This is a genomic window from Stenotrophomonas muris (assembly GCF_052751275.1).
Map to the genome: position 1 here is coordinate 4300966 of NZ_CP199879.1, position 23517 is coordinate 4324482.

Here is a 23517-nt window from a genome sequence, read left to right on the forward strand (position 1 = left end):
GCATGTCCCCGCCCGCATGCCGGGATCATTTCCGTATCCGGCGGCGTGCACAGGGGGAAGGCCGACGTCGGGGGGCCGTGGTTGACGGGATGGTGTCGATCCATCGCCAGCATGCCGGTGTCACCGCGCGGGGTCGTCGACCACAGGCATGCTGGGCGTGCGGATGTTGATTCCGATCCCGACAGGAGATCGCATGATGCGCAGTGCTTGTGCGTTCTTCGTTCTGGCTGCATCGCAATGCGTTCGGGCATTCGCGTCCGACGCTGGCGAATCACCCAGGTCAAGACGCCGGCGCCGATCATCGATGGCCTGCAGTACAAGCGCGCCTTCAACCTGGCCGGGCCCACACGGCCGAGGGTTACGGTGCCATCGAGTACCTGCATGCACAGGGCAAGGTGATCCACACGCTGGCGCCAGAGGCCGAACTTCGCCGCCAGCGCGTGCACACTCCGAATCGAGGCTTACCCGCGCCGACTGCGCCCGTCGATGCTGTAGCGCCCGGCCCCGGTGCAGGCCAGCAGCAGGAACCCACCGGCCAGCCCCAGATTCTTCAGGAACATGATCTGCTGGGTCTGGTCGGCGAAGTTGTGGTGGAAGATGAAAGCGGTGACCAGGCTGAAGCCCACCAGCACGATCGACACCAGCCGGGTCTGGAAGCCGAGCAGGATGCACAGACCACTGCCGATCTCGAAGGTGACCGTTGGCCACAGCAGGATGCCGGGCACGCCCATGGCTTCCATATAGGCCTGGGTGCCGCTGAGATCGCCGAGCTTGCCCAGCCCGGAGACCAGGAACAGCGCCATCAGCAGGATGCGCGCAAGCAGGTAGGCAAGCGAATGCGATGAGGTGCTCACAGGGATGTCCTCGGGGATGGCCGACGAAGGCGATCGGAGCCCACCCGCAGTGAAGCCCGTGTCTACGCGGGGGCAAGCCGCCTTGACAGGCGCCGCGCGGCAGTAGACCTTTCCAGCATGACGATCGATATTGAATCGCTCAGCCTGCGGGAGCTGGGCGCCTTGGTGGTTGCCGCTGAACAGCGGAAGCAGCTGATTTCCAACCGCCGTCCTGCCAGCGCGGTGCGGCGTATGCTGAAAGCCGCCGCGGCGGAAGCGGGATATACCCTCGAAGAACTCTTTGGCGATGAAGCCATCGAAGCGGGCGCACCCAGCCGGAAACCGGCACGGCGCAGAACCGGCAAAGTGGCCGCCAAATACCGAGACCCGGAATACAAGCGGCTGACCTGGTCCGGCCGCGGGCGCATGCCGCGTTGGCTCGCTTCCAGGATCCAGAAGGGCCACAAGGTCACCGACTTCCTGATTCCCGGGTTGGCGCGACCGACGGCGCGCAAGGGCAGCCCGATCGGCAAGCGCACGGTCTTCAAGAAGGATTGAACCTGCCACGCTGCTACCCTGCCGGGGTCTTTGAACGAAGGAGCACGGGATGGCACACGATGCAGGCAGGACGATCACGCCCACGATGCTGTATACCGCCGCGGCCGCGGCCGTGCTGGTCAGCCTGCTGGCCTGGGCGGTGGAATGGAGCGGGATGGCCTATGTCTGCCCATATTGCCGCGTGCAGCGCACGGTCATCGGCGTGCTGGGCCTGCTGACGCTGTTCGCGCGCCCGGGCGGCATCGTGGTGCCCTGGCTGTCGTACAGCGCGGGCGCCTTCGCGTTCGTGGTGGCGGCGATGCAGCACTTCAACGGTTGGAAGCGCATTTCCGCCGGCGACTTCAGTTTCAACGAACAGTGGTACATCGATCCGTGGCTGCTGTCGGGCTGCGCGATGCTGGTCCTGGTGGCGCAGCTGATGCTGGTGCAGGCCGCCTGCCGGCGCAGGTTGCACTGACAGTGTCGTCGCTGAGGGAGAAGTGCCGGGTATGGCAAGCGCTCTCAATCCTTCAAAGCGGTAGTGACATCGCGTGTGGCGCGCGATGCTCATGAAGTATGCCGTCGCACAGGATCCTCTACATACTGAATCCATCGGGCAACATGGCACGAAAGTTCAGCGTCATGCGTGATCGTGAAGGCGGCATCCGTTGCGACAAAATGGAACCCGGCGCGATGGATTGCGAACCCTTCGTCATCATCGACGAGCTCCCGGTCGAGCAACCGGCGATCAACTATCTTCAGTTCAAGCGCATAGTCGCTCAATCGGTGATCAGCCTGTCTGAGCCCGGCTACCCGACCCATGTGTACGATGACATCCAGAATCCGCAGAGAAGGGATGCGGTCAGCCAGCATCTGGGGCAGCGTTTCGAGACTTACATCTACCTGGCTTCCGGCGCGTACTCGCTTGGCATCGATGTCTGGGCGCCGCAGAAGATCCGCTATGCTGACGGGTCTACCGCTTCCTACAACTACAGCATGATCAACCGTCGCTGGGAGCCCAACGCCCTCCTTTACAAGGACAGGTTCGGTAACTCCATTCCGCTTAGCGTTACACAGTTGAGCGAGGGGCGAGGCGGCGTTACGCATCGCTTCGAATTCCCGAATGGGAATGCCACCGATATGGGAAGCTTCGTCAATGCGCTCAACAACATCGGTGTCCCGGTGACGGGGGCGGGCAATCAGTCTGTCACCTGCACCAGCACGATCAGGCTGACCGAGGTCAAGGTGACCTGCAACCGGAACTGATGAGGAATAGATCGATGCGAGTTTCACCAGGCCTGGGTTCCACGGTCATATTCGGTACTTCCTTTGTGGGAGCACTGCTATGCGGGTTCGTGTTTCCATCCATGTCGGCAGGTTCCCCGGAGCTGACCCCTTGGATGTTCAACGGCCTGCTGGCGTGCGGTGCGGTTGCGCTTTTTAGTGCTCCCTTTGGCTGGCGGGGTTACCTGAACTGGAGATCGCGTCGATTGAAGTAACGCATGGGGCCTGCGTGACTGCTGGCCCCTTGTTGCCTGGGAGGAGGCGCAGCGCTAGGCGTCCTGGAAAACCGCCAGCTGCGCAGCAAACGCACGCTGGTAGGCGGGCCGCTGCATGGCCCGGGCCACATAGGTGGCGACCTGTGGGTACTGGTCGAGCAGGCCGCTGCTCTTCAGGCGCAGCAGCACCGAGACCATCATCAGGTCGCCCACGCTGAATTCGCCGTCCAGCCACGTTGTCCTGGCCAACCACGTCGATAGTTGGGCCAGCCGCGTCCGGACCCGCTCATCGAGCATTGGCAGCCGTTGCGCGTACCAGGGTTGCTCGCGCTCAAGCACCCAGGCCATGGAGCGCTCGACGATGGGGGGCTCCACCGTGTTCAGCGCAGCGAACACCCACATGATCGCGCGCATGCGGGCGTCCGGATCGCGCGGCAGCAGGCCGGGGTGCTGTTCGGCCAGGTGCAGGGCGATGGCGCCGGATTCGAACAGGGTCCGGTCGCCCTCCTGCCACGTGGGAATCTGCCCGAACGGATTCCGTGCCAGGTGCGCGGGCTGCTTCAGCTCGGCGAAGCTGAGCAGTTGTACGTCATAGGCCACGGCCAGTTCCTCCAGCGCCCAGCGCACGCGCATGTCACGGGCCAGGCCCTGGCCGCGGTCGGGGGAGGTGGCGAAGGCGGTGAGGATCGGTGGCATTGGAGCGCTCCTGCAGGCCGATGGGCCTGCCTTTCCTGTTCCGACGAGCGACGGGGCGGGAAATCGACAGCCCTCGATGCGGGCCTTCACCCGGCCCGATGCTGCTCCCGATACTGATCGGGCGTGCACTGCGCGTGCCGCTTGAACATTTCGGCAAACGCGCTGACGCGTGAATAGCCAAGCTCCCCGGCGATGCGGCTGATCGGCTTGCGTGTGCACAGCGCCTCGGTGGCGCGCACGAACTTCACACGCCCACGCCGGCCGCCGAGTGACATGCCCAGTTCACTGCGCGCCATGCGCTCCAGCGTGCGCACGCTCATGTGAGGCCGCTGCGCGATCTCGGCCACGGATTCGGCCGTGCATTTGCCGCCTGCATCGTGCTGATGCAGCGCCGGAAGATTCCGCTGACGGTGCTGGAGTCACTGTTCCTGCAGGCCACGGCGGCGTCGCTGATCCTGCTGCCGGTGCAGCTGCCGGAGTGAACAACCTGACCGCGGTGGGCTGTTTCGGTTTCGCTGCGGTGTGTGCATCGATCCTTGCGCCCCTCAGCTGGATGACCGGTCTTTCGCGCTTGGGCGCGGCGCGCGTTTCGGGATTCTTCAACCTGGTGCCGATCGTGACCGCCGCACTGGCGGTGATGCTGCTGGGTGAGTCACTCAGCGGATGGGGTGCTGGGTGGCAGCCTGCTGGCGGTGTCGGGTGTGGTACTTGCTGAATATGCCGCCAGGCACGGGTGCGGAAGGCCGATGCGGCCCGATATTCCAGCAAGGTCTGCACGAAACGTGCACCTCACGTCGACGTTGTGCGATGCCGTTGCGCTTCAGTCTGGCAACCCCATTCCCCGCCCGCGCAGGAGCCCATCGATGAATACGCCTGGAAAGCCGAGACCCACCTGGAAGCAATGGCACGTGCTGCTGGTGATCCTGGCAATCGCGCTGCTGGTCACTCTGATCATCGTCACCGCACCGTGGTAACGCGTGCAACGCGCTCAGATTCCGTGAAAGCCGACGATGTTTGAAATGACGAAGTCAGCAGGTGTTTCGCATGGTGATGCGTGCATCAATTCGTGCTCACCTGGTTGGCACACGCGATTGCACACAGTGGGGTCGAAGGCAATGCAGATGCACTGCCATTCTCCACTGACTTTCGAGCACACAGGAGCGACGCCATGAGCACCCAGTCCACCATCGAACATCGCCTCAACGACCTGATCGAAATCGCCCGCGATGGCAAGTCGTTCTATGAAGAAGCGGCCACCAAGGTCAAGGATGCCGAGCTGTCGGCACTGTTCACCCGCATCGCTGGCGTCAAGGGCCGCATCGTGGCGGCGTTGAGCGGCTCAGTGGCCGCCAGCGGTGGCAAGCCGGCCGAACATGGCACCGTGGTCGGTTCGATGCAGCAGTTCTACGGCAAGGTTCGAGCCGCTTTCGGTGACACCAACTATGGCTACGTGGCTGAACTTGAAGAATCCGAGGACCGCCTGCTGGGCGCGTTCAAGGATGTGCTGCAGGACAACGAGCTGCCGCCGGCCGTGCGCCAGGAAGTGACCCAGCTGCTTCCGGAAGTGCAGGAGTGCCACAACGTCATGCGTGCGCGAAAGCACGCAATGAAGGCCGCCTGACCGCAGCGGTCGGCCCAATCAGCGGGACTGGCAGCCGGGGCGGTTTACCGCCCCGGCTGTTGCATTTGCGGCCCGCGCCGATGGCCTTTGATCAGGCCGCGTCGTCGTTCAGCATGTAGCCCAGCCCACGCTTGGACTCGATGCTGACACTGGCCGAGCGCAGGGCACGGCGCAGGCGTGATACGTGCGGATCCAACACGGTGGTACCGCCGTCGGCGCCGGCCAGGTGCACGGCAGCACTCAGCACTTCATGGCGGACGATCCGGCCCTGGCGGGCGCAAAGGGCTTCCAGCAGCAGCAGCTGGCTGCGCGGCAGGCTCAGGGGCGCACCGCCTACCAATGCCATGCGGTTGGAAAAATCGAACGTGAAATTGCCGATTCTCAGAATGTGGCCGGCATCAGCGTCGAGGCGCCGGGTAATCGCGCGCAGCCGCGCGGCCAGTTCGTCGAACTCGAACGGCGTGGGCAGGTAGTCATCGGCACCGGCATCCAGGCAAGCGATGCAGTCTGCAGCGTGGTTGTGGCGCCCCAACAGCAGAATGGGCAGCCAGGTACGCAAGCCGCGCACGATCTGCACCAGCTTCAGTGAATCGCCTTCGGGCAGCCAGCGGTCGAGAATGAGGGCGCGGTACTCCACGGCCTGTACCGCGGCCTTGGCCAGTGACCAGGTTGCCACGAGGTCCACCAGCATGTTGCGGCTCTGCAATACGTTGCGAAGCGCCTGTGCAAGTTCGGCGTCGTCCATGGCCACGAGGATGCGCATGCTGCGTCTTTTCCTGATTGCTGGATCCGGCGGGCGTGCAGGCGCACTGCGTAGCGTCCGTCATGGTGGTGAGGTCGCAGCGGGGCCGAGCAATGGTCACGGCTGCAGCACGTGCTGCAGCTGGCTGATCATCCCCCCCCCGGGATGCCTGTCCTGGCATTGGCAGATGCAGGACGCGCAGCGCGGGCAGCGGACGGCTGCCTGCCAAGCGATCTCTACGTCGTATGGAGACCTGCCACGTGGCGGTGCATCACGCTGTGGCAGATGTCGAGGTGGTGGGCGCGCACCACCACCTCAGGCAAGCCGGAGAGGCTTAGCCGTTGCAGCAGTTGCTGTCGGAGCTGCTGCAGCTGTTGCCCAGGTTTTCCTGCTGGTTTTCGATCATCAGGCGCTGCAGATTCAGGACGCGATTCATATCAACTCTCCTTAGTCGTACATGGGATCGGGAGGCATGCGTGCCTCCCACGCGTTACGCAATGAAATGATTCACTGCGCGATTGCACCACGCAATCTCAAAGCCCTGTTGCAGTTGCTGAAGAACCCCGGTCTATACGTGGCGGATGGAAAATGGCATTGCCGATTGGAATGAGTCAAGTCAATTGTGGAATGAGAATCGCCTGCGCAATGTAGCGGCAAGGTACGGTGGCAATCATCGATCTGCAGGGACATTCCGGGCGGCTGCATTGCAGCGATAGCCGGCGGATTTCACGCCGTGCTTACGAATGAAGCAGGCAGGGAATCCGCATTCCGCATTTTGCGATGCCTGCAGGCTGGAGCGCCCGCAATGCATCCATCGCGCATGTGCGAGGCGTTCGCGGATGTGTGCACCGGGCAAATGAGCCGTGGAACCGACCAGGGAGAGACGATGTCAGCGCGTCAACGATCACTGCGTGAAGCACGCCACATGGACAAGGCCGCCTATGTGGGGGGCGACGAGCGGTTCTACGAATTGAGCTACAACCAGTACCGGCCCAGCGAAGATTTCCGCAGTATCGTTGAAGCGGAGATCGAGGCGGCCGGCAGGGCGTGGACGATCCATCGCATCGGAGTCTGGTCGCACCTGGCGACGCATGGCGACCCGGTCGCCGGCAACCTGCCGCCGCAAGGCTGGAAGATCCACGTTTCAGCCACGCAGGAGAACTGCCAGCGGTTGCTGCGCACCGTCACCCGGATGGCCCTGGCCGAGCGCGTGAAGTTCAAGTTCGCCAATGACATGAACACGATGCGCATGATGAGCTCCAAGCGTTGGCCACGCGGTGGCTCGGGCAAGTTCATCACGCTCTATCCGCTGGACCTTGCGGTCTTCACGCGCTTCATCGAGCAGCTGCATGGGGCGCTGAAGGACGAAGATGGCTCGTACATCCTGTCCGATCGACGCTACAAGGACTGCCGCTGCCTGTATTACCGCTATGGCGGCATGCGCCAGGTGTACCGGCTTGATTTCATCGGCCAGAAGGTGCCGATGCTGGTCGCGCCCGACGGCAGCCATGTTCCCGACCTGCGCAATCCCTATTTCGAGGTGCCTGCCTGGGAAACCGACCCGTTCCCCAGCGAGGATGATCCCGGCGAGATGACGTTGAAGGAGGGCCGCTATCAGGTGCAGGCCGCGCTTGGGTTCTCCAACACGGGCGGGGTCTACCTGGCATTGGATCAGGTCACCGGGGAGGAAGTGGTCATCAAGGAGGCGCGGCCGCATGTGGAAATGCACGGGGAAGGGCTCGACGCCACCAGCCGGCTGGCACGCGAACGACGCAATCTGGAACTGCTGGGCCCGGTGGGCGCCTCGCCGCGCTGCCTGGATGCATTCACCGATTGGGAAAACAGCTATCTGGTGGAAGAGCGCCTGGATGCATTCGATCTTCGCGAGCTGATGCTCAAGCACTCGCCGCTGATGAAGGCCCGTCCCAGTGCACGCGATGGTAGTGACTACTACGGGATGTGCGTGACCATCTTCACCGGTCTGCTTCGCGCGGTCGACCGCGCACACAAGGTGGGAGTGGTGATCGGTGACATCTCGCCGTCCAACATCATGGTCGACCGCAGCAACATGCGTGTGCGCCTGATCGATCTGGAGGCCGCGTTCCTGGACGGCAGCGATGAGTGGGATGACATCCACACGCCCGGATTCCGCCGGATCATGAAGGGTCGCAAGCGCGCCAGCTGTTTCAGGGATGACCGCTATGCGACCGCGGTGGTGATGTTCTACTGCCTGTTCCCGCTGATGGCCATGGCCTACATCCGTACCGACCTGTTCCAGAAGGTGCTGCCGGTGATGATGGAGGATATCGGCTGGCAGCACACGCCAGTGGCCGAGGTCATCCAGGCGCTGGTGGACGACCGTATCGGCCTGGAAGAGGCCGCACAGCTGCTGCAGCAGCCGGCGACCCTGCAGGCGCCGTTCTCGTCGCCGCAGCGCCCGTTGCCGACGCCGCGCCAGTGTATCCGGCGGCTGCTCGCGTTCATGGATGCACACAGCCGGCTGCAGCCGGAGCGGACGCTGTTCCCACTTGATCCGTTCTCGCACTCCACCAACACGATGAGCCTTGGTCTGGGGGCGACCGGTGTGATCCACGCCTTCCATGGGGTGGGTCATCAGCCGTCGCCGGCGGTGATGGAGCGCTATGCGCAGGAGCTGCAGGCCCTGGATCGCACATCGCTACCGCCGGGGTTCCTCACCGGCCTTGCCGGCATCGCCTGGTCGGCGCTGCTGCGTGGCGAGGTGGAACTGGCCCGCAGCCTGCTCGACAGCGCTGACGGCAGTGACCTGTTGCATGCGCATCACTCGCTCTATCACGGCATGGCGGGTATCGGAATGGCGCACCTGGCCATGCATCACGCGACCGGCCTGCCCGGGCATCTCGACAGGGCGCTGTCGCTGGCGCGGCGGCTTGCAGACACCGTCCACCACGGAGAGCGGGGTGCCTACTGGCAGGACGAAGGTGGCGTCCGCATCGGCATGGGTTACGGCCAGGCCGGCGTGGCGCTGTTCCTGCTGAGGCTGTCGCAGCTCAGTGGTGATCCGGCATGGCGCGTGCTTGGCGAGCAGGCACTGCGACACGATCTCTCCTACGGCTTCGAGCTGGAGACCGGGGTGACCACCTTCCCCAGCTCACCGGAAGAGGTCAACACCTATGAACCCTATCTGGAGCAGGGGACTGCGGGCATCGCCAAGGTCGCGATCCGTTACGGCCTGTGGCAGGACGTGAATCGGCTGGTGGATGACTTCCATCGCAAGTATTCCGGCTTCTGCGGTCTGTTGTATGGCCTGTCGGGCATGCTGGATGTGTTTGTCGACGCCCATCTCTACTCCGGTGACCCGAGGTACCTGCAGATGGCGGAGCGACCGTACCAGGGCATCGTCGATCTGTATCTGTTCGAGGAGGAGGAGGGAATGGCGGCGGTGCCGGGCGAGAATCTGTTCCGCATTTCCTTCGACCACGGTACCGGCATCGCCGGAGTGATCCGCGCCCTGCATCGGTACGACACGCTGGCGCCGGATGAGTTCTTCCTGGATGCACTCGATGTGCATGGCGCGGTGGTACGGGAAGTGGACGGAGCCGGGGTGGGGCAGGCGGCGGTTGCATGAATGCGCGCCCGCACCCGGCCGGACAGCCACTTCAGCGCGAGCAGACCGCGCAGCGGCACAGTGTGCGCGCCATCCTCGCCAGCTTCGCGATCCTGCTCGGCCCCCTCCGCGGGCGCTACCTTGCGGTGGCCGCCACCACCGCGATGTTCGGCGGACTGGGCGGGCTGCTGCATCCGCTGCTGATCCGCGCGATCTTCGACGAGGCCGCCAGCCGGCAGGATTTCAATCGCTTCCTGCTGCTTACCGGTGCATATCTGCTGCTGTGCCTGGTGACCAACCTGGGCAACTACAGCTGCGCGCTGTGGCAGCAGCGCGTGGATAACCGCATCGTGGAGCGGATCGGGACCTCGTTGCTGACCGCCTACTATGGCCGCAGTTATGACGAGGTGGTGCAGAAGGGGGCTGGCTACTATGTGGCGCGGATCCGCTCGGACGTGAAGGATGGCGTGGTGCCGATGCTGTCGGTCGCACGCACCACCCTGACCCAGGCGGTGACATTCGTCGCCTTGATCGCAGCCCTGCTGATCATCTCCTGGCGTGCGTTCCTGGTGCTGATGGCCATCATTCCCATCGCCACCACGGTCAGCGTGCTGGTTGGCCGACGCATCCGCGAGCTGACCGTGGTGGAGCGTGACCGCGAGGCCGAACTGGTTTCTTTGCTGACCCGGGCCGTGTCTGCCTTCAAGATGGTCTGTACGTTCGGCCTGGGCCCCAGGACGGTGCAGGCCCATGACCGCAGCCTGCGCGAGGTGCTGGATTCGACCTACCAGCGCTTCAGGGTGGTGAGGACCCTGCAGGGTGCGAGCGACCTGACGATGGTGATCTCGGATGTCTGCTCGATCTTCGTCGGCGCACTGTTCGTGTTCCGCCAACAGATGACACTGGGTTCGTTCATCGCCTTCATGAACGCCTTCTGGCGCTCAGCCACGACGCTCATCGGCATCTTCAAGAACATTGCCGAGATGCACAGCCACGGTGTGGTGGTGGTGCGGGTGGCGGAGTTCATGACCGCGCCGGCAGCCGCGGCATCGGCCACGCACATCGAGGGTGGTCTGCTGGCGACGTCGATCGGCTACGGGTACGGCGCCACTCCCGTGTTTTCGGATTTCACCCTGGCCCTTTCACCCGGTGAACGTGCACTGGTGATTGGCGACAATGGCAGCGGCAAGACGACCCTGGCCAACGTCCTGGCCGGGTACTTCCAGCCCGTCGCCGGCCAGCTGCTGCGACCGGCGCGTATCCGCGCCATCACGCTTCCTCTGCAGTTCCCTCCGCTGAAGGTGCGCGACCTCGGCGCCGATCCGGTGCTGCTGGCGCGACTGGGGATGGACGGCGACGGGATCGCCGACAGCCTGCCGGAAACCCTGTCGGCAGGGCAGCAGCAGAAGATCGCCCTGGCGATGGTGCTGGGCGAGGACGCCGACCTCTACATTCTTGATGAGCCGGTCGCCAACCTCGATACGGCCAGCCGCGAGATTGCGATGGACGCGATCTTCGCACGCAGCCATGGCCGCATGCTGGTGATGATCATGCACGGCGCCGAGGCCTACCGCGCCCGATTCGATCACGTACACGAACTTGGCAGGTCCATGTGGCAACCGGCACGGGTCACGCCCGTGCACGTCCGGGGAGAGGCATGACATGAAGTCGATACAGGGTGCAGAAAAGGGTGCGGGCATGCGCAGGCTGGTCTACTGCGCGCAGGTGGCGCTGCACAATACACTGCGGAGCAAGGCCATCACCGCCCTGATGGTGCTGGCCATCGCGGTGGGAATTGGAGCCAGCATGACCACCTTGACCGTGGTCTACCTGCTGTCCGGCGATCCCTTGCCCGGGCGCAGCGGTGACCTCTACTACCCCCAGCTGGATGCCAATCCGAACTCGAAGGGCCGCGAGCCGTACGACGTGCTGGACTATCGCTCGGCCTTCGACCTGTGGTCGTCCGGGCGCGCGGACCAGCAGACACTGGTGGTTGCCAATCCGGTCAAGCTGCGGCCCGATCAGGGCAGCGCGCCACCGGTCATCCGCTCATCGATCTCCACCACCACCGACTTCGCGACGATGTTCGCGGTGCCGCTGGCGCATGGACGCTGGTGGTCGCGCGAGGAGGATGACGCGCGCGCACGTGTGGTGGTGATCTCGTCGGAGCTCAACGAGCAGATGTTCGGTGGGGGCGACAGTGTGGGGCAGACACTGCGGGTCAAGGACACCGCGATGCGCATCGTGGGCGTGCTCGCGCCCTGGCGACCCTCGCCGCTGTTCTACAAGGTGCGGGGCGGCCGCTTCAGCGGCGGCAACACGTCGGGCTTCTTCGCCTCGGCCGATGATCTGTTCATGCCGCTGACATCCAGCCTGGAGATCAATGACGGCGACTTCGTGCCGTTCACCTGCTGGTCCACGCCGGAGGAGCGCGGCCGGCTGCAGACCGCGCCGTGTGTCTGGGTACACCTGTGGGTCAAGCTGGACAGCGCCGCCAAGGTGGCCGCCTATCAGCGGTTCCTGCAGAACTATGCCGCTGAGCAGAAGGCCCTGGGCCGGATCAGCCACGCCGACAACACGCGGCTGCGCTCATTGATGCAGTGGCTCGACTTCAACCAGGTGGTACCCAGCGACGTGAAGCTGCAGGCCATCCTGGCCTTCGCCTTCCTCGGGATCTGCATTGCCAATGTGGTCGGTCTGCTGCTGGCGAAGTTCCTGCGCTACAGCGGCGAGATCGGCTTGCGTCGCGCACTGGGCGCAAGCCGCGCGGCGATCTTCCTGCAGTGCGTGGTCGAGGCCGCGCTGGTAGGGGCACTGGGTGGCACGCTGGGCCTGTTGCTGACCTGGCTCGGCCTGAGCGCGGTGCGCAGCCAGCCGGTGGCCTATGCGGACCTGGCGCGGCTTGATACCACCATGCTGCTGTTCACCCTGGCGCTGTCGGTGCTGGCCAGCCTGCTGGCGAGCCTGATTCCCGCGATCCGTGCCAGTGCGGTCCAGCCCATCGCCCAACTGAAGCTTCTGTAGAGGAACCACCATGCAGATCGGCATCGTACTTTCGGCCCTGCGCCGGCACCGCCTGGCGACCTTCCTCATCGCGATGGAGATCGCATTGGCCTGCGCCGTGCTGTGCAACGCGATCTTCCTGATGATCGAGCGGAACGCTGCAATGCAGCTGGTCAGTGGCCTGGACGAGTCACGGCTGGGGGTGATCCAGCTCGACGGCATCGATGCCGAGCGCGCCAACGATGTCAACGCGCGGGTCGTTGGTGCATTGCGGGGGCTGAGCGGCGTGACGGCGGCCGGGCTGGTCAGTGCCATGCCGTTCGGCAGCCCGGGCATACGCGCCGGCGTCAACCTGGACGAGGACCAGCAGGTGCCCGGCGGTGTTCTGGATTTCTACCTGGCCGATGCCGTGGCCCTGGACGCGCTGCAGTTGCACCTGGTGGGGGGGCGCATGCCCGGTGCGGACGAGTTCGCACCGACCGATGAACTGGTGCCGGCCAATCCCCCGGCGCTGGTCACCCAGGAGCTGGCCCAACGCTACTGGCCCGGCGAAAACGCCGTGGGCAAGAGCCTGTGGGCGATGGACACCCGGCTGCGGGTGATCGGCGTGGTCGAGCACATGGCCGTATCCCGCCCCGGCCGCGGTGAAGCCAAGGGCTCGGACTGGTCGGTGATCGTGCCCGCATCGCAGGGGCCGCGCCTGACCGGCCGCTATCTGGTGCGCGCCGAGGCCGGCGACATGAACCGCGTAATGCGCGATGCGCAGCAGGCAATCCGCCGTGTCGCGCCGGACGTGGTGTTCGATGTCGAGGGCAGCCGGCGGATCTCCGAACTGCGCGAGCGGCATTTCGAAGGTGACCGGGTCATGATGGGGCTGCTGGGCGGTGTCATCATCGCACTGCTGGCTGCCACTGCCCTGGGCATTGTCGGACTGGCCAGTTACTGGGTGGAGCAACGTCGCAAGCAGATCGGCATCCGCCGCGCGCTGGGGGCCACGCGCACCGATGTGATGCGCTATTTCCAGATCGAGAACCTGCTGATTGTCTCCATCGGCATCGCGGCCGGGGCTCTGCTGGCCTACGCGATGAACCTGACCCTGATGCGCTTCTACGAACTGCCGCGCCTGCCACTGCTGTACCTGCCGGTGAGTGCGGTGATCCTGCTGCTGCTGGGCCAGGCGGCGGTACTGCTGCCGGCGCTGCGTGCCGCGGCCATCGCGCCGGTGTCGGCCATCCGTTCGTTGTGAGTCCCGCAGCTGCCTTGGCCGGTCGCTGCTTCCATCTGCAAGCGAGAATTCCCATGCTCAGGATGCAAGGCGTCAGCAAAGTGTTCCAGGTGGGTGAAGTCATGACCCATGCATTGCGCTCCATCGACCTGTCGGTGCAGGAGGGCGATTTCCTCTCGATTACCGGCCCTTCCGGCTCCGGCAAGTCCACACTGCTGAACATCCTCGGTCTGCTCGAGGGCTTTTCCGGCGGCCACTACGCGATCGGTGGCGTGGATGTTGGCGGCATGCGCGACGCGGCGCTCAGCGCGCTGCGCAACGAGAAGATCGGCTTCGTGTTCCAGGCGTTCAACCTGATTCCGGATCTGACCATCCAGGCCAATGTGGAGGTGCCCCTGCGCTACCGTGGCATGGCGGCAGCCGAATGCAGGCAGCGTGTGGTCTCGGCACTGGCCCAGGTCGGACTGGGCAGCCGCATGTCGCACTATCCCGGCGAACTGTCGGGCGGGCAGCAGCAGCGCGTGGCGATCGCCCGCGCCATCGCGGGCACGCCGGCCCTGCTGCTGGCTGACGAGCCGACCGGAAACCTGGACTCGCAGATGTCGCAGGGGGTCATGGAGATTCTGCGTGAGCTCAACCAGGGCGGCATGACCATCATCATGGTGACGCATGACAAGGAGCTGGCGGCGTGCGCGGGTCGCAGCGTCCACATCGTGGATGGGCAGATCGTCGAGGTCACAGCGCAGGCCATGCAGGCGCTGTGCGCCTGAGCTGAAAGAGCGTCACCCGCAAGCAGAAGGGGCGGCCGATCGGCCGCCCCTCCTGTTTTCATCGCATTGCAGGCACAGATCAGAAACGCACGGACCAGCGTGCATTCGCACCATGGTCACGGCTCTCGCTGCCGAACTGGCCGCTGTAGCCCAGCTCCAGCTGCTGGCGCGAGGTGAGCCACGCCGACAGGCCCAGTTCGGCCACCACCGCGTTGTCGGCGATCGGCGCGCCGTTGACCGCGAACGTGGAGCTGCCATTGGCAAACGCAAGGTTGGCGACCTGGCTGCGATCCCCCGAGGCACGACGATAGCCGACGCCCCCGCGCAGGTGCAGCCAGCTGTCCTGCTGGAACGAAGCCTTCAGCCCCTTGTCGAAGCGCACGCCGGCGGTGGCGATCGTGGTTCCGGTGTCGTCCATCTTGCCCTGCAGCGCCGCTGCTCCACCGCGTTCGCTGATGCGCTTGAGGTCCACTTCCACGCGCGCCACCTGCAGGTACGGCTCCAGCCCGGCTTCGGGGCCACCGAAGCGATAACCAGCTTCGATGAAGGCTTGGCGGGTGCGGGCGTCGTAACGCGCGCTCAGGCTGTCACTGAAACCTGCGAAGGCGACTTCACGCGTGCTCTTCACCTCGTGCTTGCTCCACGCCACACCACCGCGCAGGCCGAAGCCGCCCCAGGTGTGGCTGGCATAGGCACCGAAGTGCGTGTTGTCGATCTTCGACTTGGCGCGGCGGTCCTGCTGCTTGACGTCGGTACGGCCGGTACCGGCCAGCACGCCGACCTGCCAGCCGGAGAACTCGCGGTCGATGCCGACCAGCAGGCCGTTGCTGTTGGCCTCGGTGCGGGCGGTGTTGAAGTCACCGTCCAGCCTGCTGTTGCCACCGATGGCCTGCACCCATGCGCCCGTCGCATCACCCACGTCGCTGCCGGGTGCGGCGGCGCCGGCACGGCGTGACAACGCGGCATCGCGCACGTAGCGGCTGCCCTCGACCAGGGCGATGGCCGTGGCCGGATGCAGCTCGCCGCTGAGGCCATCGAGCACGCCACCGACCTGCTGCGGGAACAGCTGGGTCAGCGGCTTGGGCAGGCCCTGGGCGATCGGCAGCAGGTCGGCGGCGGCCGCCACCGCACGCTGGTTGGGCGTGTTGGCAGCCGTGGCCAGCGAAGCGCCACGGGCAACGTCGATGCGCGTGCCATTGGCACCGTAGGCCAGGCTGAACTGCAGGAAGGGCGAGAACGCACTGAAGTCGGTCTTGGCGAACTGGCCGCTGATGCCACCGTCGGCACGCAGGACGTTGAACTGTTCGCCGAGGTAATACACGCCCGGTTCCGGCAGGGCGACCAGGGTGCCGCCGAGGGTGGCGGTGCCGGTCACGTGCAGCTGGTCACTGCGACTACCCGGTGCCAGCTCCGCCGCATACACGCCGGTGGCGCCCTGCACGTAGTTGCCGTTGATGGTCAGCGTGCCGATCGAGTTGCCCGGCGCGATGATGCCGTCCACGCGGGTGTTGCCGAGCGTGCCGACGCCCTTCAGCAGGCCATTGGCGCCGACGGTGGTGGTGCCACCGGCCTGCGTGCCGTTGAAGGACACCACGCCGCCGTTGACTACCAGGTTGCTGTTATCCAGCACGCCGCTGGTGCTGACCGTGCTGACGCCACCGGTGGTGGTCAGGGCGGTGGAGACCAGCCTGCCGTTGAGCAGCAGCCGGCCACCCTGGACCTCGACCGCCGAGGTGAGCGTGTTGGCGCCGTTCAACTCCAGCATGCCGTCCTGCACCACGGCGCCGTTGAAGCTGTTGTTGCCGCTCAGGCGCAGCCAACCGATACCGGATTTGGTCAGCTTGCCGGGGCCGCCGATGTCGTTGGTCCAGTTGTCCCACGCATCGCCTTCCCAGACCTTCAGGCCGCCGGCCCTCTGATTCATCACCACGTTGGTGTCCACGCGCAGCGAGCCATAGCCCTCGATGGCCTTGCGCAGGTCGACCATGCCCCAGCCGTAGATTGCATCGATGCCTGGCGCGCCGAGATCGCGTGCGGTGGTCAGCAGCACGTCGCGGACCTGGGCGTTGTCCAGGTACGGGAAGCGCTCCATCAGCAGGCCGAGGGCGCCGGTGATATGGGGGGCGGCCATCGACGTGCCGGTCTTGGTGCCGTAGACGTAGTTGGTGTTCTCGCTGTCGATGATCAGCCGCACGTAGGCGGAGGTGTTCTCGATGCGGCCCTGGATATCGCCGGAGACGATGGTGCTGACGATATCGGTACCTGGGGCCGAGATGCACCAGTTGGCGGCAACCCCGCAGATGCTGGAACTGCCATCGATCACGTAGTCGGTTTCACCTGCGGCGGCGTCGGGCCGGCGGACATTGGCGACCGCCAGCCAGTACGGTTCCAGTTCGGGCTTCCAGCGCGGCATCGAGGCGGTGATGCCGGCAACCGCACCGCTGCCGTTGCCAGCCGACCACACCTGGATGAGAGTGGAGCCCGGGGCATCGCCGTTGTTGGCGTAGATGCTGCCGTACACGCCGTAGTCGGCACCAATGCTGGCGTACTGCTGGTCCAGCGCGGCGGCGGTCATGTTGCGCGTGGAAATGCCCCAGCTGTGATTGATGGCGCGTACACCCTGCGCCTGGATCTGCGCATACATGTCCAGCGTGGCGGCATCATCCGGATCGGTGCGGTACACCGCGCGCGGACGATAGAACCTGTCTGGGTCCAGGCGCCACTCGTAGTAGGTGTCACCGAACACGCGGGCGGCAGTGAGATCCGCACCAAAGGCCACGCCATGCATGCCGGTGCCATTGCGGTTGGCGCCGATGGTGCCAAGCACATGCGTGCCGTGGTCGGCGTAGCTGAAGCCGTAGGGCTGGCCGGCGGCGATCAGGCGTGCCGCCAGTGAGGCCGGAACGCCGGCGCCCAGTCCGTAGTAGTTGTAGCCGGGCTGTTCGCCGCGGGTCTGCCCGCAGGCGCCGGCCCCTGCGACCACGCCCGGCGTCGCACAGTCGGCACCGATGGTGATGCTGGAGGTATTGCGTCCTGCAAACTCCGGATGCGCCAGTGCGGAGCCCGAGTCGAACAGCGCCAGGCGTACGCCCTTGCCAGTCAGGCCGCGCGCATAGGCGTAGTCCGCGCCCATCGCGCCCAGGCCCCAATCGGCGTTGAATTCATCGCTGCGCCAGCTGGCCGGATCGCCGGGGTTGCCAAGAACGGCGGTGCTGCTGGCGGCGGCTGCAGTGGCCGTGGTTGCAGGTGCGGTGCTGGCAGCGGGCTGCGCCCACGCGGCCTGCAGCTGGCGCTGCTGCTGCCAGGCCTCGAGTGATTCGCTGGCCATGGCTGGCAGTGCGGTGGCCAGCAGCAGCGAGCTGGCGACGGCAAGCGCCAGCGGGCGATGCGACAGGGAGCGGGACGAACGGCCGTACAGCGGGTGATTCATCGGACAACTTCCTTGGTTGACGGACAACAAGGCCGTTAACGCCAAGGCATGGCGATATCCCCCAGTAATGTGAAGGGAATTTTATGAACGTGTTAATGTTTTGTGATCGGTGCATGGTGCGGCTCCAGCGGGCAGGGCACCGTGACCCTTCCTTCCGAGGCTTCGGAACCGCCCATGCGTACCGCATTCCGTAAACCACCGTTGGCGATATTGGGCGGTGCCGATCCTGGCAGCGACGCGTTCGAGCGCGCAGCTGGTGGCCAGGTGCCCAGCGTCATCCCGGAAGGCAGCATGCCGCCGGCCGACTGGCCGGCCACGGTGGTGGTGCCCTGTGGCATGGGGGATGCGCGCAACCTGATCATGGCCCTTGCCGGTGATGCCTGCATCGTCAGCGGTGGGCGCGCCTGCACGATCTCGGAGGTTTGGCTGCACAAGCGGCCGCTGCTGCCGCTTGCAGGGGCAGGTGGCAGGTCCGACGCGCTGCCGGACACCCCGCCGGACGAGCGCGGCAATTCGCCGATCCTGCCGTGGCGCAACAGTAATGAGCTGGCCGGGCGACTGCGTGTCCTGGGAATGCTGCAACACTGAGTCCAGCCGCATCCGCCTTCACCCAACGTCCCGTGTGCAGCGCTAAGGTGGCCCGGCCTGGGCTCACCAGGCTTATCAAGGAGTGATGTCGATGCGTGCTTTCAGGAAAGTGATCGCCGGTGCTGTGTTCGCGTTGGCCTGCAGCGGCTCGGTGGCCGTGGCCGGACCGGTCCAGCCCTGCGATTTTCCCTGCTGGAAGGCCTACCAGGCGTGTGTAGCCGGTGGGGGTGATGCCATGGAATGCCAGTACGAATACGATCGATGCGTCATGGAGCGCTGCGGCGCGGTGTAAGCCCAGCCATGATCGGCTGATGACGGGCCCCGTCCATGACGGGGCTCTTCTGTTTGTGCGCAGGGTCGGGCACTCTCGGCGCATTCTTCCTGGTGGAGTGGAACATGGCCGTCATGCGTGTCGTCGCCAACATCGCCACGTCTGATCCCGCCCGCGCCGCTGCATTCTATGGCGAGCTGCTCGGCATGCCGGTGGTGATGGACCATGGCTGGATCGTCACCCATGGCGGGCAGGGCAGTGCGCTGGCGCAGGTCAGCTTCGCCAGCGAAGGGGGTTCCGGCGCACCGGTGCCGGACCTGTCTATCGAAGTGGACAACCTGCAGGAGGTGCTGGAACGCATGCACGCGGCTGGCATCGCGCTGGACTATGGCCCGGCCGACGAGCCCTGGGGCGTGCGGCGCTTCTTCGTCCGCGACCCGTTCGGCCGGCTGTTGAACATCCTCGCCCACGCCTGAGCGACGGCGGGCGCTTCAGCGACGGGTGCCGCCACGCTTCGGCGCCGGCGACACGCCGACCATGCGCAGGCAATCGGCCACCACCGCCGCAATGAAGGTGTCGGCGTCCTGCGTGGGCGCAGCGATCAGGTCATCGGTGGCGCCATGTACGCCGGCATAGATCAGCGAGGCCGTGATCTGCGGTGCCGGCAGCTGCCACAGGCCTGCACGGGTGCCCGCCTCGAGGATGTCGAGCAGCTGCTGCTGGATGGCGTTGCGCTCGGCATTGCCGCGCTGGTGGTGGTGATGGTTGGCGTAGACGACGTCGTGCAGTGCGTGCGTGCGCACATAGGTCTCGATGTTGGCGCGGATCCAGGCGCACAGTCGCGCCACGCCATCGTGGGCAGGCTGCTGCTGAACGGCATGGTCGACCTCGGCCATGAACTGCAGCGTGTAGCGCTGCGCCAGCGCCTGCAGGATCTCGGTGCGCGAGGCGAAGTAGGTATAGAACGTGCCCTTGGCCACGTCGGCGGCGGCCACGATGTCACTGATGGTGGTCGCTTCCACGCCCTGTGACAGGAACAGCGCCTGCGCGGCGTCCATCAGCTCTTCCTGGCGGGTTTCAGCGGGTTTGGTGCGGGGCCTGGCGACGGCGGGAATCTGCATGGGGCGGGGTCCGGGTGCGACGGTCGCCATTCTAGCTTCCTCCGGCAATGACTGACCGTCGGTCATTGACTGACGGTCAGTCAGCAAATTACGATGCGCGCACGCTCCCTCCCGGCATCCGCACATGCAACGCTTCCGACGGCCGGCCCTGGTGCTGGCGGCCTACCTGGGCACCTTCCTCGCCTCGCTGGACATCAGCATCGTCAACGTCGCGCTGCCGACGCTGCAGCAGGCACTGCACACCGACATGGCCGGGCTGCAGTGGGTGATCAACGCCTATGCCATCGCCCTGTCCGCAGTGATGCTGTCGGCGGGGCCGCTGGGTGACCGCTATGGCCACCGCCGCATGTGGCTGCTCAGCGTGGCGACCTTCACCGTGGGCTCGCTGCTGTGTGCCTGCGCAGGCAGTCTTTCCGCACTGGTGGCGGGGCGGGCGGTGCAGGGGGTGGCCGGCGCCCTGCTGATCCCGAGTGCGATGCCGATCCTCAGCCATGCATTCCCTGATCCGCGCCAGCGTGCACGCGCGATCGGGGGCTGGTCGGCGTTCAGCGCGCTGGCGCTGGTGCTGGGGCCGCTGCTGGGAGGCGAACTGGTGCAGCGCGCAGGTTGGCCCAGCATCTTCCTGATCAACCTGCCGCTGGGCCTGCTTGCACTCGCGCTGGGGGCCTGGGGCATTCCTGAGCGACGGCATCCGCAGCACGCCGCGCTGGACCCGGCCGGGCAGCTGTTCAGCATCGTCGCGCTGGGTGCACTCAGTTACGGCCTGATCGCGATCAGCGAGCACGGCCTGCTGGCACCTTCGACCCTGCTGGCGCTCGGCATCGCAGCATCCGGCCTGGCGCTGTTTGCGTGGGTCGAGCGCCGCGTGGCGCGGCCGCTGCTGCCGCTGGACCTGTTGGCGAAGCCGGGTTTCGGCATGCTCAACCTGGCCTCGTTCGTGCTTGGATTCACCGCTTATGCGAGCCTGTTCTTCCTGTCGCTGTTCTTCCAGCAGGCGCAGGGACATGGGGCTGCGCAGGCCGGTGCGCAGCTGGTACCGCAGTTCGTGCTGATGGCGGTGGTGTCGCTGCTGTTCGGCCGTCTGGCGGCGTGGTTCGGGCTGCATGCCGCGCTGGTGACGGGCTATGCAATGACAGGCATGGCGCTGTGTGCGATTGCCACGTTCGAGCCGACTACAGCGCACGGCCAGGCCAGCGCACTGCTGATGCTGCTCGGCACTGGCATGGGACTGGCGGTACCTGCGACCGGCATGGCGGTGATGTCATGCGTACCGGCCGAGCGTGCCGGCATTGCGTCGGCCACGATGAACGCGCTGCGCCAGGCGGGCATGAGCCTTGGCATCGCGCTGCTGGGCAGCCTGATGGGCCTGCGCGCGGTATGCCAGTTCACTGCGACCGCGCAGGCGGCAGGGCAGCCCGCAGTGGCCGCACAGGCGCGCACGCTGATCCTGCAGCCGTCGTCACTGCTGCCGGGGACGCAGATACTGGCCTGGTACCGCGGCGCGATGGCCAGCGGTTTCGGCTGGGCGATGGCTGTCGCCGGCGTGCTGGCCCTGTTGGCGGCGCTCGCCCTGTACCGCCAGTGCAGGCGCGCCTGAGCACGCTGCGGTCAGCCCTGCTGGCGTTGCGGCCCTTCCTTCGTCGGCGCGGGTTCGGCCGCGTGCTGCCGCTGTTGCCGTGCATTGGCGTGGCGCGCGTGCCCGCCTTCGCGGCCGATCGCTGCCATGTGCTGGCGATTGCGGCTGATCGCCTCGCCGCCCTTGCGGCCTGCCACGCGTGCCTCGGCCGGGCTGAACTCATGTGCATTGCCGGACGCATGCGCGGCGCGTCCACCCTTTGCGGCGATCGCGCGCTGCTTGTCCCGGTCCATCGAAGCGAAGCCACGATGGGAGGTGCCGTGATGCTGGTCAGCCATGTGAAGGCTCCCGGTGCATGGAAGGGGAGCTCATCCTTGCGTGTGCCCGGCTAAGGCAGTGTCCGCACCGGCGGTGCTGCCCTCACGCCACGCCGCACTGGCTTTCACGGCGCAACTACGCCGCTGCGCGATGAGCGCCGCTTGGCTAGGATGGACCGGCATGGCGGATGACCGCCCAGACAGGAAAGGACGCCGTGAACAGATTCGGATGGCTTGTACTGCTGGCCTGCGCTGCACCGGCCCATGCGGACACTGCGCTGCTGAGCGGCAGTTTCGTTCACTTCGGTTACTCGTCCACCGATGAGCAGCTGCCAGCGGCGCAGCTGCCGCTGTTCCTCGACGAACTGCGGGACCTGGGCAACGACACGCTCATCATCGGCCAGACCCGCGCCACCCGTGCCGGCGTGGGCTGCGCCAGCAGCGCGCAGGATTTCGAATGGATCGCCGGCTTCCCGGCCAAGCTGGGCACGGTGCTGGACGCGGCCGCAGCGCGTGGGATGAAGGTCGTGGTCGGCACCACCTACAGTTCGGGCCAGTGTGCGGCATTCTGGCAGGGCTCGAACGCTGCAGCGGTGGCGCAGGACGCAGCGCAGTCGATGGCGCAGCTGGCCCAGCAGTACGCGATGCATCCGGCATTCGCCGGCTGGTACATCACCGATGAGCCCGCGCAGGTACCGGACGAGCGTGCGTCGTTCTATCGTTCAATCGTTTCCACACTGAAAGCGGCGACGCCGTCCAGGCCGGTGATGGTGGCGCCCTATCTGGCATCCTCCAGCGTCGACCCGGCCAGCGTGGCCAGTGCTGCGCTACGGTTCCGCTCTGCCACGGGGGTCGACGTGCAGATCTGGCAGGACGGCATCGGCGCGGCGTCGCACGCGAAACTGTTCCAGTGGGATCGACCGGGCTATTCCACCGAGCAGTACTACCAGGCGTTGTCGGCGCAGCTGGGCGCCAGCGCTGTGTGGGCCGACATCGAGCTGTTCAACCATGGCAGCCCGCTGTTCCTTGATACCGGTAACGGCCTGTCCGGTGCATACCGGTCGGCGTCGGTGCAGCGCATCAACCAGCAGTTGTGGAGCGCGCGTCCGGCTGGCAAGCGCGTTGCCTGGCTCAACCAGTACCACATGTCCGAAGTGGTCGGCCCCGGCCAGGGCTACGGCGAGGCGCCGCGGATGATGAACACCTATCGCGGGTTGTACGGGTTGGGTGCCTCGTACCTCGTCGATCCGGTGCAGACCACCTATCACTACAGCGTGGCGCCGGCGACCAGCTATCCCGACGGCAGCGGCCATGAGCTGTTCGACCGCCGGGTAGGCGACCCGCGCAATCCGATGGACGCGGGCTGGGTAGGCGTGCACGGCAACGTCAGCATCACCATCGACCTGGGCCAGCGCCGACGGGTGGACTGGATCGGCCTGCATACGATGACCCGCCCGGCCTGGGGCATCGTCACGCCGACTTCGGTGGAGGTGATGTGCGCCGAGCCCGGAACTGCCGCCGTAACCATCGGCACGCTGTCGGCACCCTTCACCCAGTCCGGCGTGATGGGCTCGACCGAAGAGGAGTACGTGCTCGGCAATGCAGCCCCCCTGGCTGCGCAATGCCGCACGCTGGAGCTGCGCGTGGCCAACGGCAGCTGGACCTTCCTCAGCGAGATCGAGATGGCTGCAGAGCAGTAACG

General features: G+C 65.8%; 22 protein-coding genes and 1 pseudogene. 15 read left to right on the forward strand and 8 right to left on the reverse strand.

Features of this window, described 5'->3' with window-relative positions; all coding sequences use genetic code 11:
• Positions 1-461: 461 nt before the first annotated feature.
• Positions 462-854 carry a DoxX family protein gene (locus ACUVWL_RS19950; RefSeq protein ID WP_445978685.1) on the reverse strand — a complete coding sequence of 131 codons (393 nt, stop codon included), beginning with the start codon at positions 852-854 and terminating at the stop codon, positions 462-464.
• Between the two features lie 117 nt (positions 855-971).
• Between ACUVWL_RS19950 and ACUVWL_RS19955 the strand changes: the two genes are divergently transcribed.
• The 3 genes from ACUVWL_RS19955 to ACUVWL_RS19965 all read left to right on the forward strand — a co-directional run bounded on the left by ACUVWL_RS19955 (position 972) and on the right by ACUVWL_RS19965 (position 2636).
• Positions 972-1391, forward strand: a complete 420-nt coding sequence (locus ACUVWL_RS19955; protein ID WP_041863852.1) for an H-NS histone family protein — start codon at positions 972-974, stop codon at positions 1389-1391.
• A gap of 49 nt (positions 1392-1440) precedes the next feature.
• Entirely contained in the window at positions 1441-1848 is a 408-nt protein-coding gene (locus ACUVWL_RS19960; protein ID WP_014648538.1) for a hypothetical protein, read from the forward strand.
• Positions 1849-2012: 164 nt separating this feature from the next.
• Entirely contained in the window at positions 2013-2636 is a 624-nt protein-coding gene (locus ACUVWL_RS19965) for a hypothetical protein (protein WP_445978686.1), read from the forward strand.
• A 287-nt stretch (positions 2637-2923) separates the two neighbouring features.
• Here ACUVWL_RS19965 and ACUVWL_RS19970 read toward each other — a convergent pair whose 3' ends face one another.
• On the reverse strand, positions 2924-3565 hold the full coding sequence (locus ACUVWL_RS19970) for a glutathione S-transferase family protein (RefSeq protein ID WP_445978687.1): 642 nt from the start codon (positions 3563-3565) through the stop codon (positions 2924-2926).
• Positions 3566-3651: 86 nt separating this feature from the next.
• Positions 3652-3921, reverse strand: a pseudogene (locus tag ACUVWL_RS19975) (helix-turn-helix domain-containing protein); the annotation flags it as partial.
• 122 nt (positions 3922-4043) lie between these two features.
• Here ACUVWL_RS19975 and ACUVWL_RS19980 point away from each other — a divergent pair.
• Positions 4044-4280, forward strand: a complete 237-nt coding sequence (locus ACUVWL_RS19980; protein ID WP_227864594.1) for an EamA family transporter — start codon at positions 4044-4046, stop codon at positions 4278-4280.
• Between the two features lie 453 nt (positions 4281-4733).
• Positions 4734-5186: a PA2169 family four-helix-bundle protein gene (locus ACUVWL_RS19985; protein WP_014648535.1), complete on the forward strand. Its 453-nt coding sequence runs from the start codon at positions 4734-4736 to the stop codon at positions 5184-5186.
• 91 nt (positions 5187-5277) lie between these two features.
• On the opposite strand, the gene ACUVWL_RS19990 is transcribed toward ACUVWL_RS19985, so the two are convergent.
• Both ACUVWL_RS19990 and ACUVWL_RS19995 read right to left on the reverse strand, forming a co-directional pair.
• A complete protein-coding gene (locus ACUVWL_RS19990) occupies positions 5278-5949 on the reverse strand; it encodes a response regulator transcription factor (RefSeq protein WP_032958333.1) in 672 nt (223 codons plus the stop codon).
• Between the two features lie 313 nt (positions 5950-6262).
• A complete protein-coding gene (locus ACUVWL_RS19995) occupies positions 6263-6364 on the reverse strand; it encodes a class III lanthipeptide (RefSeq protein WP_014038605.1) in 102 nt (33 codons plus the stop codon).
• Positions 6365-6814: 450 nt separating this feature from the next.
• Between ACUVWL_RS19995 and lanKC the strand changes: the two genes are divergently transcribed.
• From lanKC to ACUVWL_RS20020, 5 genes are read left to right on the forward strand one after another with little or no spacing between them, the layout of a single operon-like run.
• The gene (gene lanKC, locus ACUVWL_RS20000; RefSeq protein WP_445978688.1) at positions 6815-9535 is read left to right on the forward strand and encodes a class III lanthionine synthetase LanKC; all 2721 of its coding nucleotides are present in this window, start codon (positions 6815-6817) and stop codon (positions 9533-9535) included.
• Positions 9532-11175 (forward strand): ABC transporter transmembrane domain-containing protein, encoded by a 1644-nt coding sequence (locus ACUVWL_RS20005; RefSeq protein WP_014648531.1) that lies wholly within the window; start codon positions 9532-9534, stop codon positions 11173-11175. Before lanKC ends, ACUVWL_RS20005 begins: the two co-directional genes overlap by 4 nt.
• Before the next feature lies 1 nt (position 11176).
• Positions 11177-12538: an ABC transporter permease gene (locus ACUVWL_RS20010; protein ID WP_425604375.1), complete on the forward strand. Its 1362-nt coding sequence runs from the start codon at positions 11177-11179 to the stop codon at positions 12536-12538.
• Positions 12539-12548: 10 nt separating this feature from the next.
• On the forward strand, positions 12549-13763 hold the full coding sequence (locus ACUVWL_RS20015; protein WP_032958343.1) for an FtsX-like permease family protein: 1215 nt from the start codon (positions 12549-12551) through the stop codon (positions 13761-13763).
• A 53-nt stretch (positions 13764-13816) separates the two neighbouring features.
• Positions 13817-14512, forward strand: a complete 696-nt coding sequence (locus ACUVWL_RS20020; RefSeq protein ID WP_032958346.1) for an ABC transporter ATP-binding protein — start codon at positions 13817-13819, stop codon at positions 14510-14512.
• 79 nt (positions 14513-14591) lie between these two features.
• Here the strand turns inward: ACUVWL_RS20020 and ACUVWL_RS20025 are convergent, their stop codons facing one another.
• On the reverse strand, positions 14592-17942 hold the full coding sequence (locus tag ACUVWL_RS20025; RefSeq protein WP_445978689.1) for an autotransporter domain-containing protein: 3351 nt from the start codon (positions 17940-17942) through the stop codon (positions 14592-14594).
• A 174-nt stretch (positions 17943-18116) separates the two neighbouring features.
• On the opposite strand from ACUVWL_RS20025, the gene ACUVWL_RS20030 reads away from it, so the two are divergent.
• The 3 genes from ACUVWL_RS20030 (at position 18117) to ACUVWL_RS20040 (ending at position 19277) form a co-directional block, all read left to right on the forward strand.
• Positions 18117-18530: an SLOG cluster 4 domain-containing protein gene (locus ACUVWL_RS20030; protein WP_445978690.1), complete on the forward strand. Its 414-nt coding sequence runs from the start codon at positions 18117-18119 to the stop codon at positions 18528-18530.
• Positions 18531-18621: 91 nt separating this feature from the next.
• Positions 18622-18822 (forward strand): hypothetical protein, encoded by a 201-nt coding sequence (locus tag ACUVWL_RS20035; protein ID WP_445979178.1) that lies wholly within the window; start codon positions 18622-18624, stop codon positions 18820-18822.
• A 104-nt stretch (positions 18823-18926) separates the two neighbouring features.
• The gene (locus tag ACUVWL_RS20040) at positions 18927-19277 is read left to right on the forward strand and encodes a VOC family protein (RefSeq protein ID WP_032958352.1); all 351 of its coding nucleotides are present in this window, start codon (positions 18927-18929) and stop codon (positions 19275-19277) included.
• A 15-nt stretch (positions 19278-19292) separates the two neighbouring features.
• On the opposite strand, the gene ACUVWL_RS20045 is transcribed toward ACUVWL_RS20040, so the two are convergent.
• Positions 19293-19922 (reverse strand): TetR/AcrR family transcriptional regulator, encoded by a 630-nt coding sequence (locus ACUVWL_RS20045; protein ID WP_046432686.1) that lies wholly within the window; start codon positions 19920-19922, stop codon positions 19293-19295.
• A 124-nt stretch (positions 19923-20046) separates the two neighbouring features.
• Here ACUVWL_RS20045 and ACUVWL_RS20050 point away from each other — a divergent pair, with 124 nt between their 5' ends.
• The gene (locus ACUVWL_RS20050) at positions 20047-21519 is read left to right on the forward strand and encodes an MFS transporter (RefSeq protein WP_445978691.1); all 1473 of its coding nucleotides are present in this window, start codon (positions 20047-20049) and stop codon (positions 21517-21519) included.
• A gap of 11 nt (positions 21520-21530) precedes the next feature.
• Here the strand turns inward: ACUVWL_RS20050 and ACUVWL_RS20055 are convergent, their stop codons facing one another.
• Entirely contained in the window at positions 21531-21836 is a 306-nt protein-coding gene (locus tag ACUVWL_RS20055) for a KGG domain-containing protein (protein ID WP_046432675.1), read from the reverse strand.
• 194 nt (positions 21837-22030) lie between these two features.
• On the opposite strand from ACUVWL_RS20055, the gene ACUVWL_RS20060 reads away from it, so the two are divergent.
• Complete coding sequence (locus ACUVWL_RS20060) at positions 22031-23515, forward strand: DUF4434 domain-containing protein (RefSeq protein WP_445978692.1); 1485 nt, start codon at positions 22031-22033, stop codon at positions 23513-23515.
• The last annotated feature ends 2 nt before the right edge of the window (positions 23516-23517 follow it).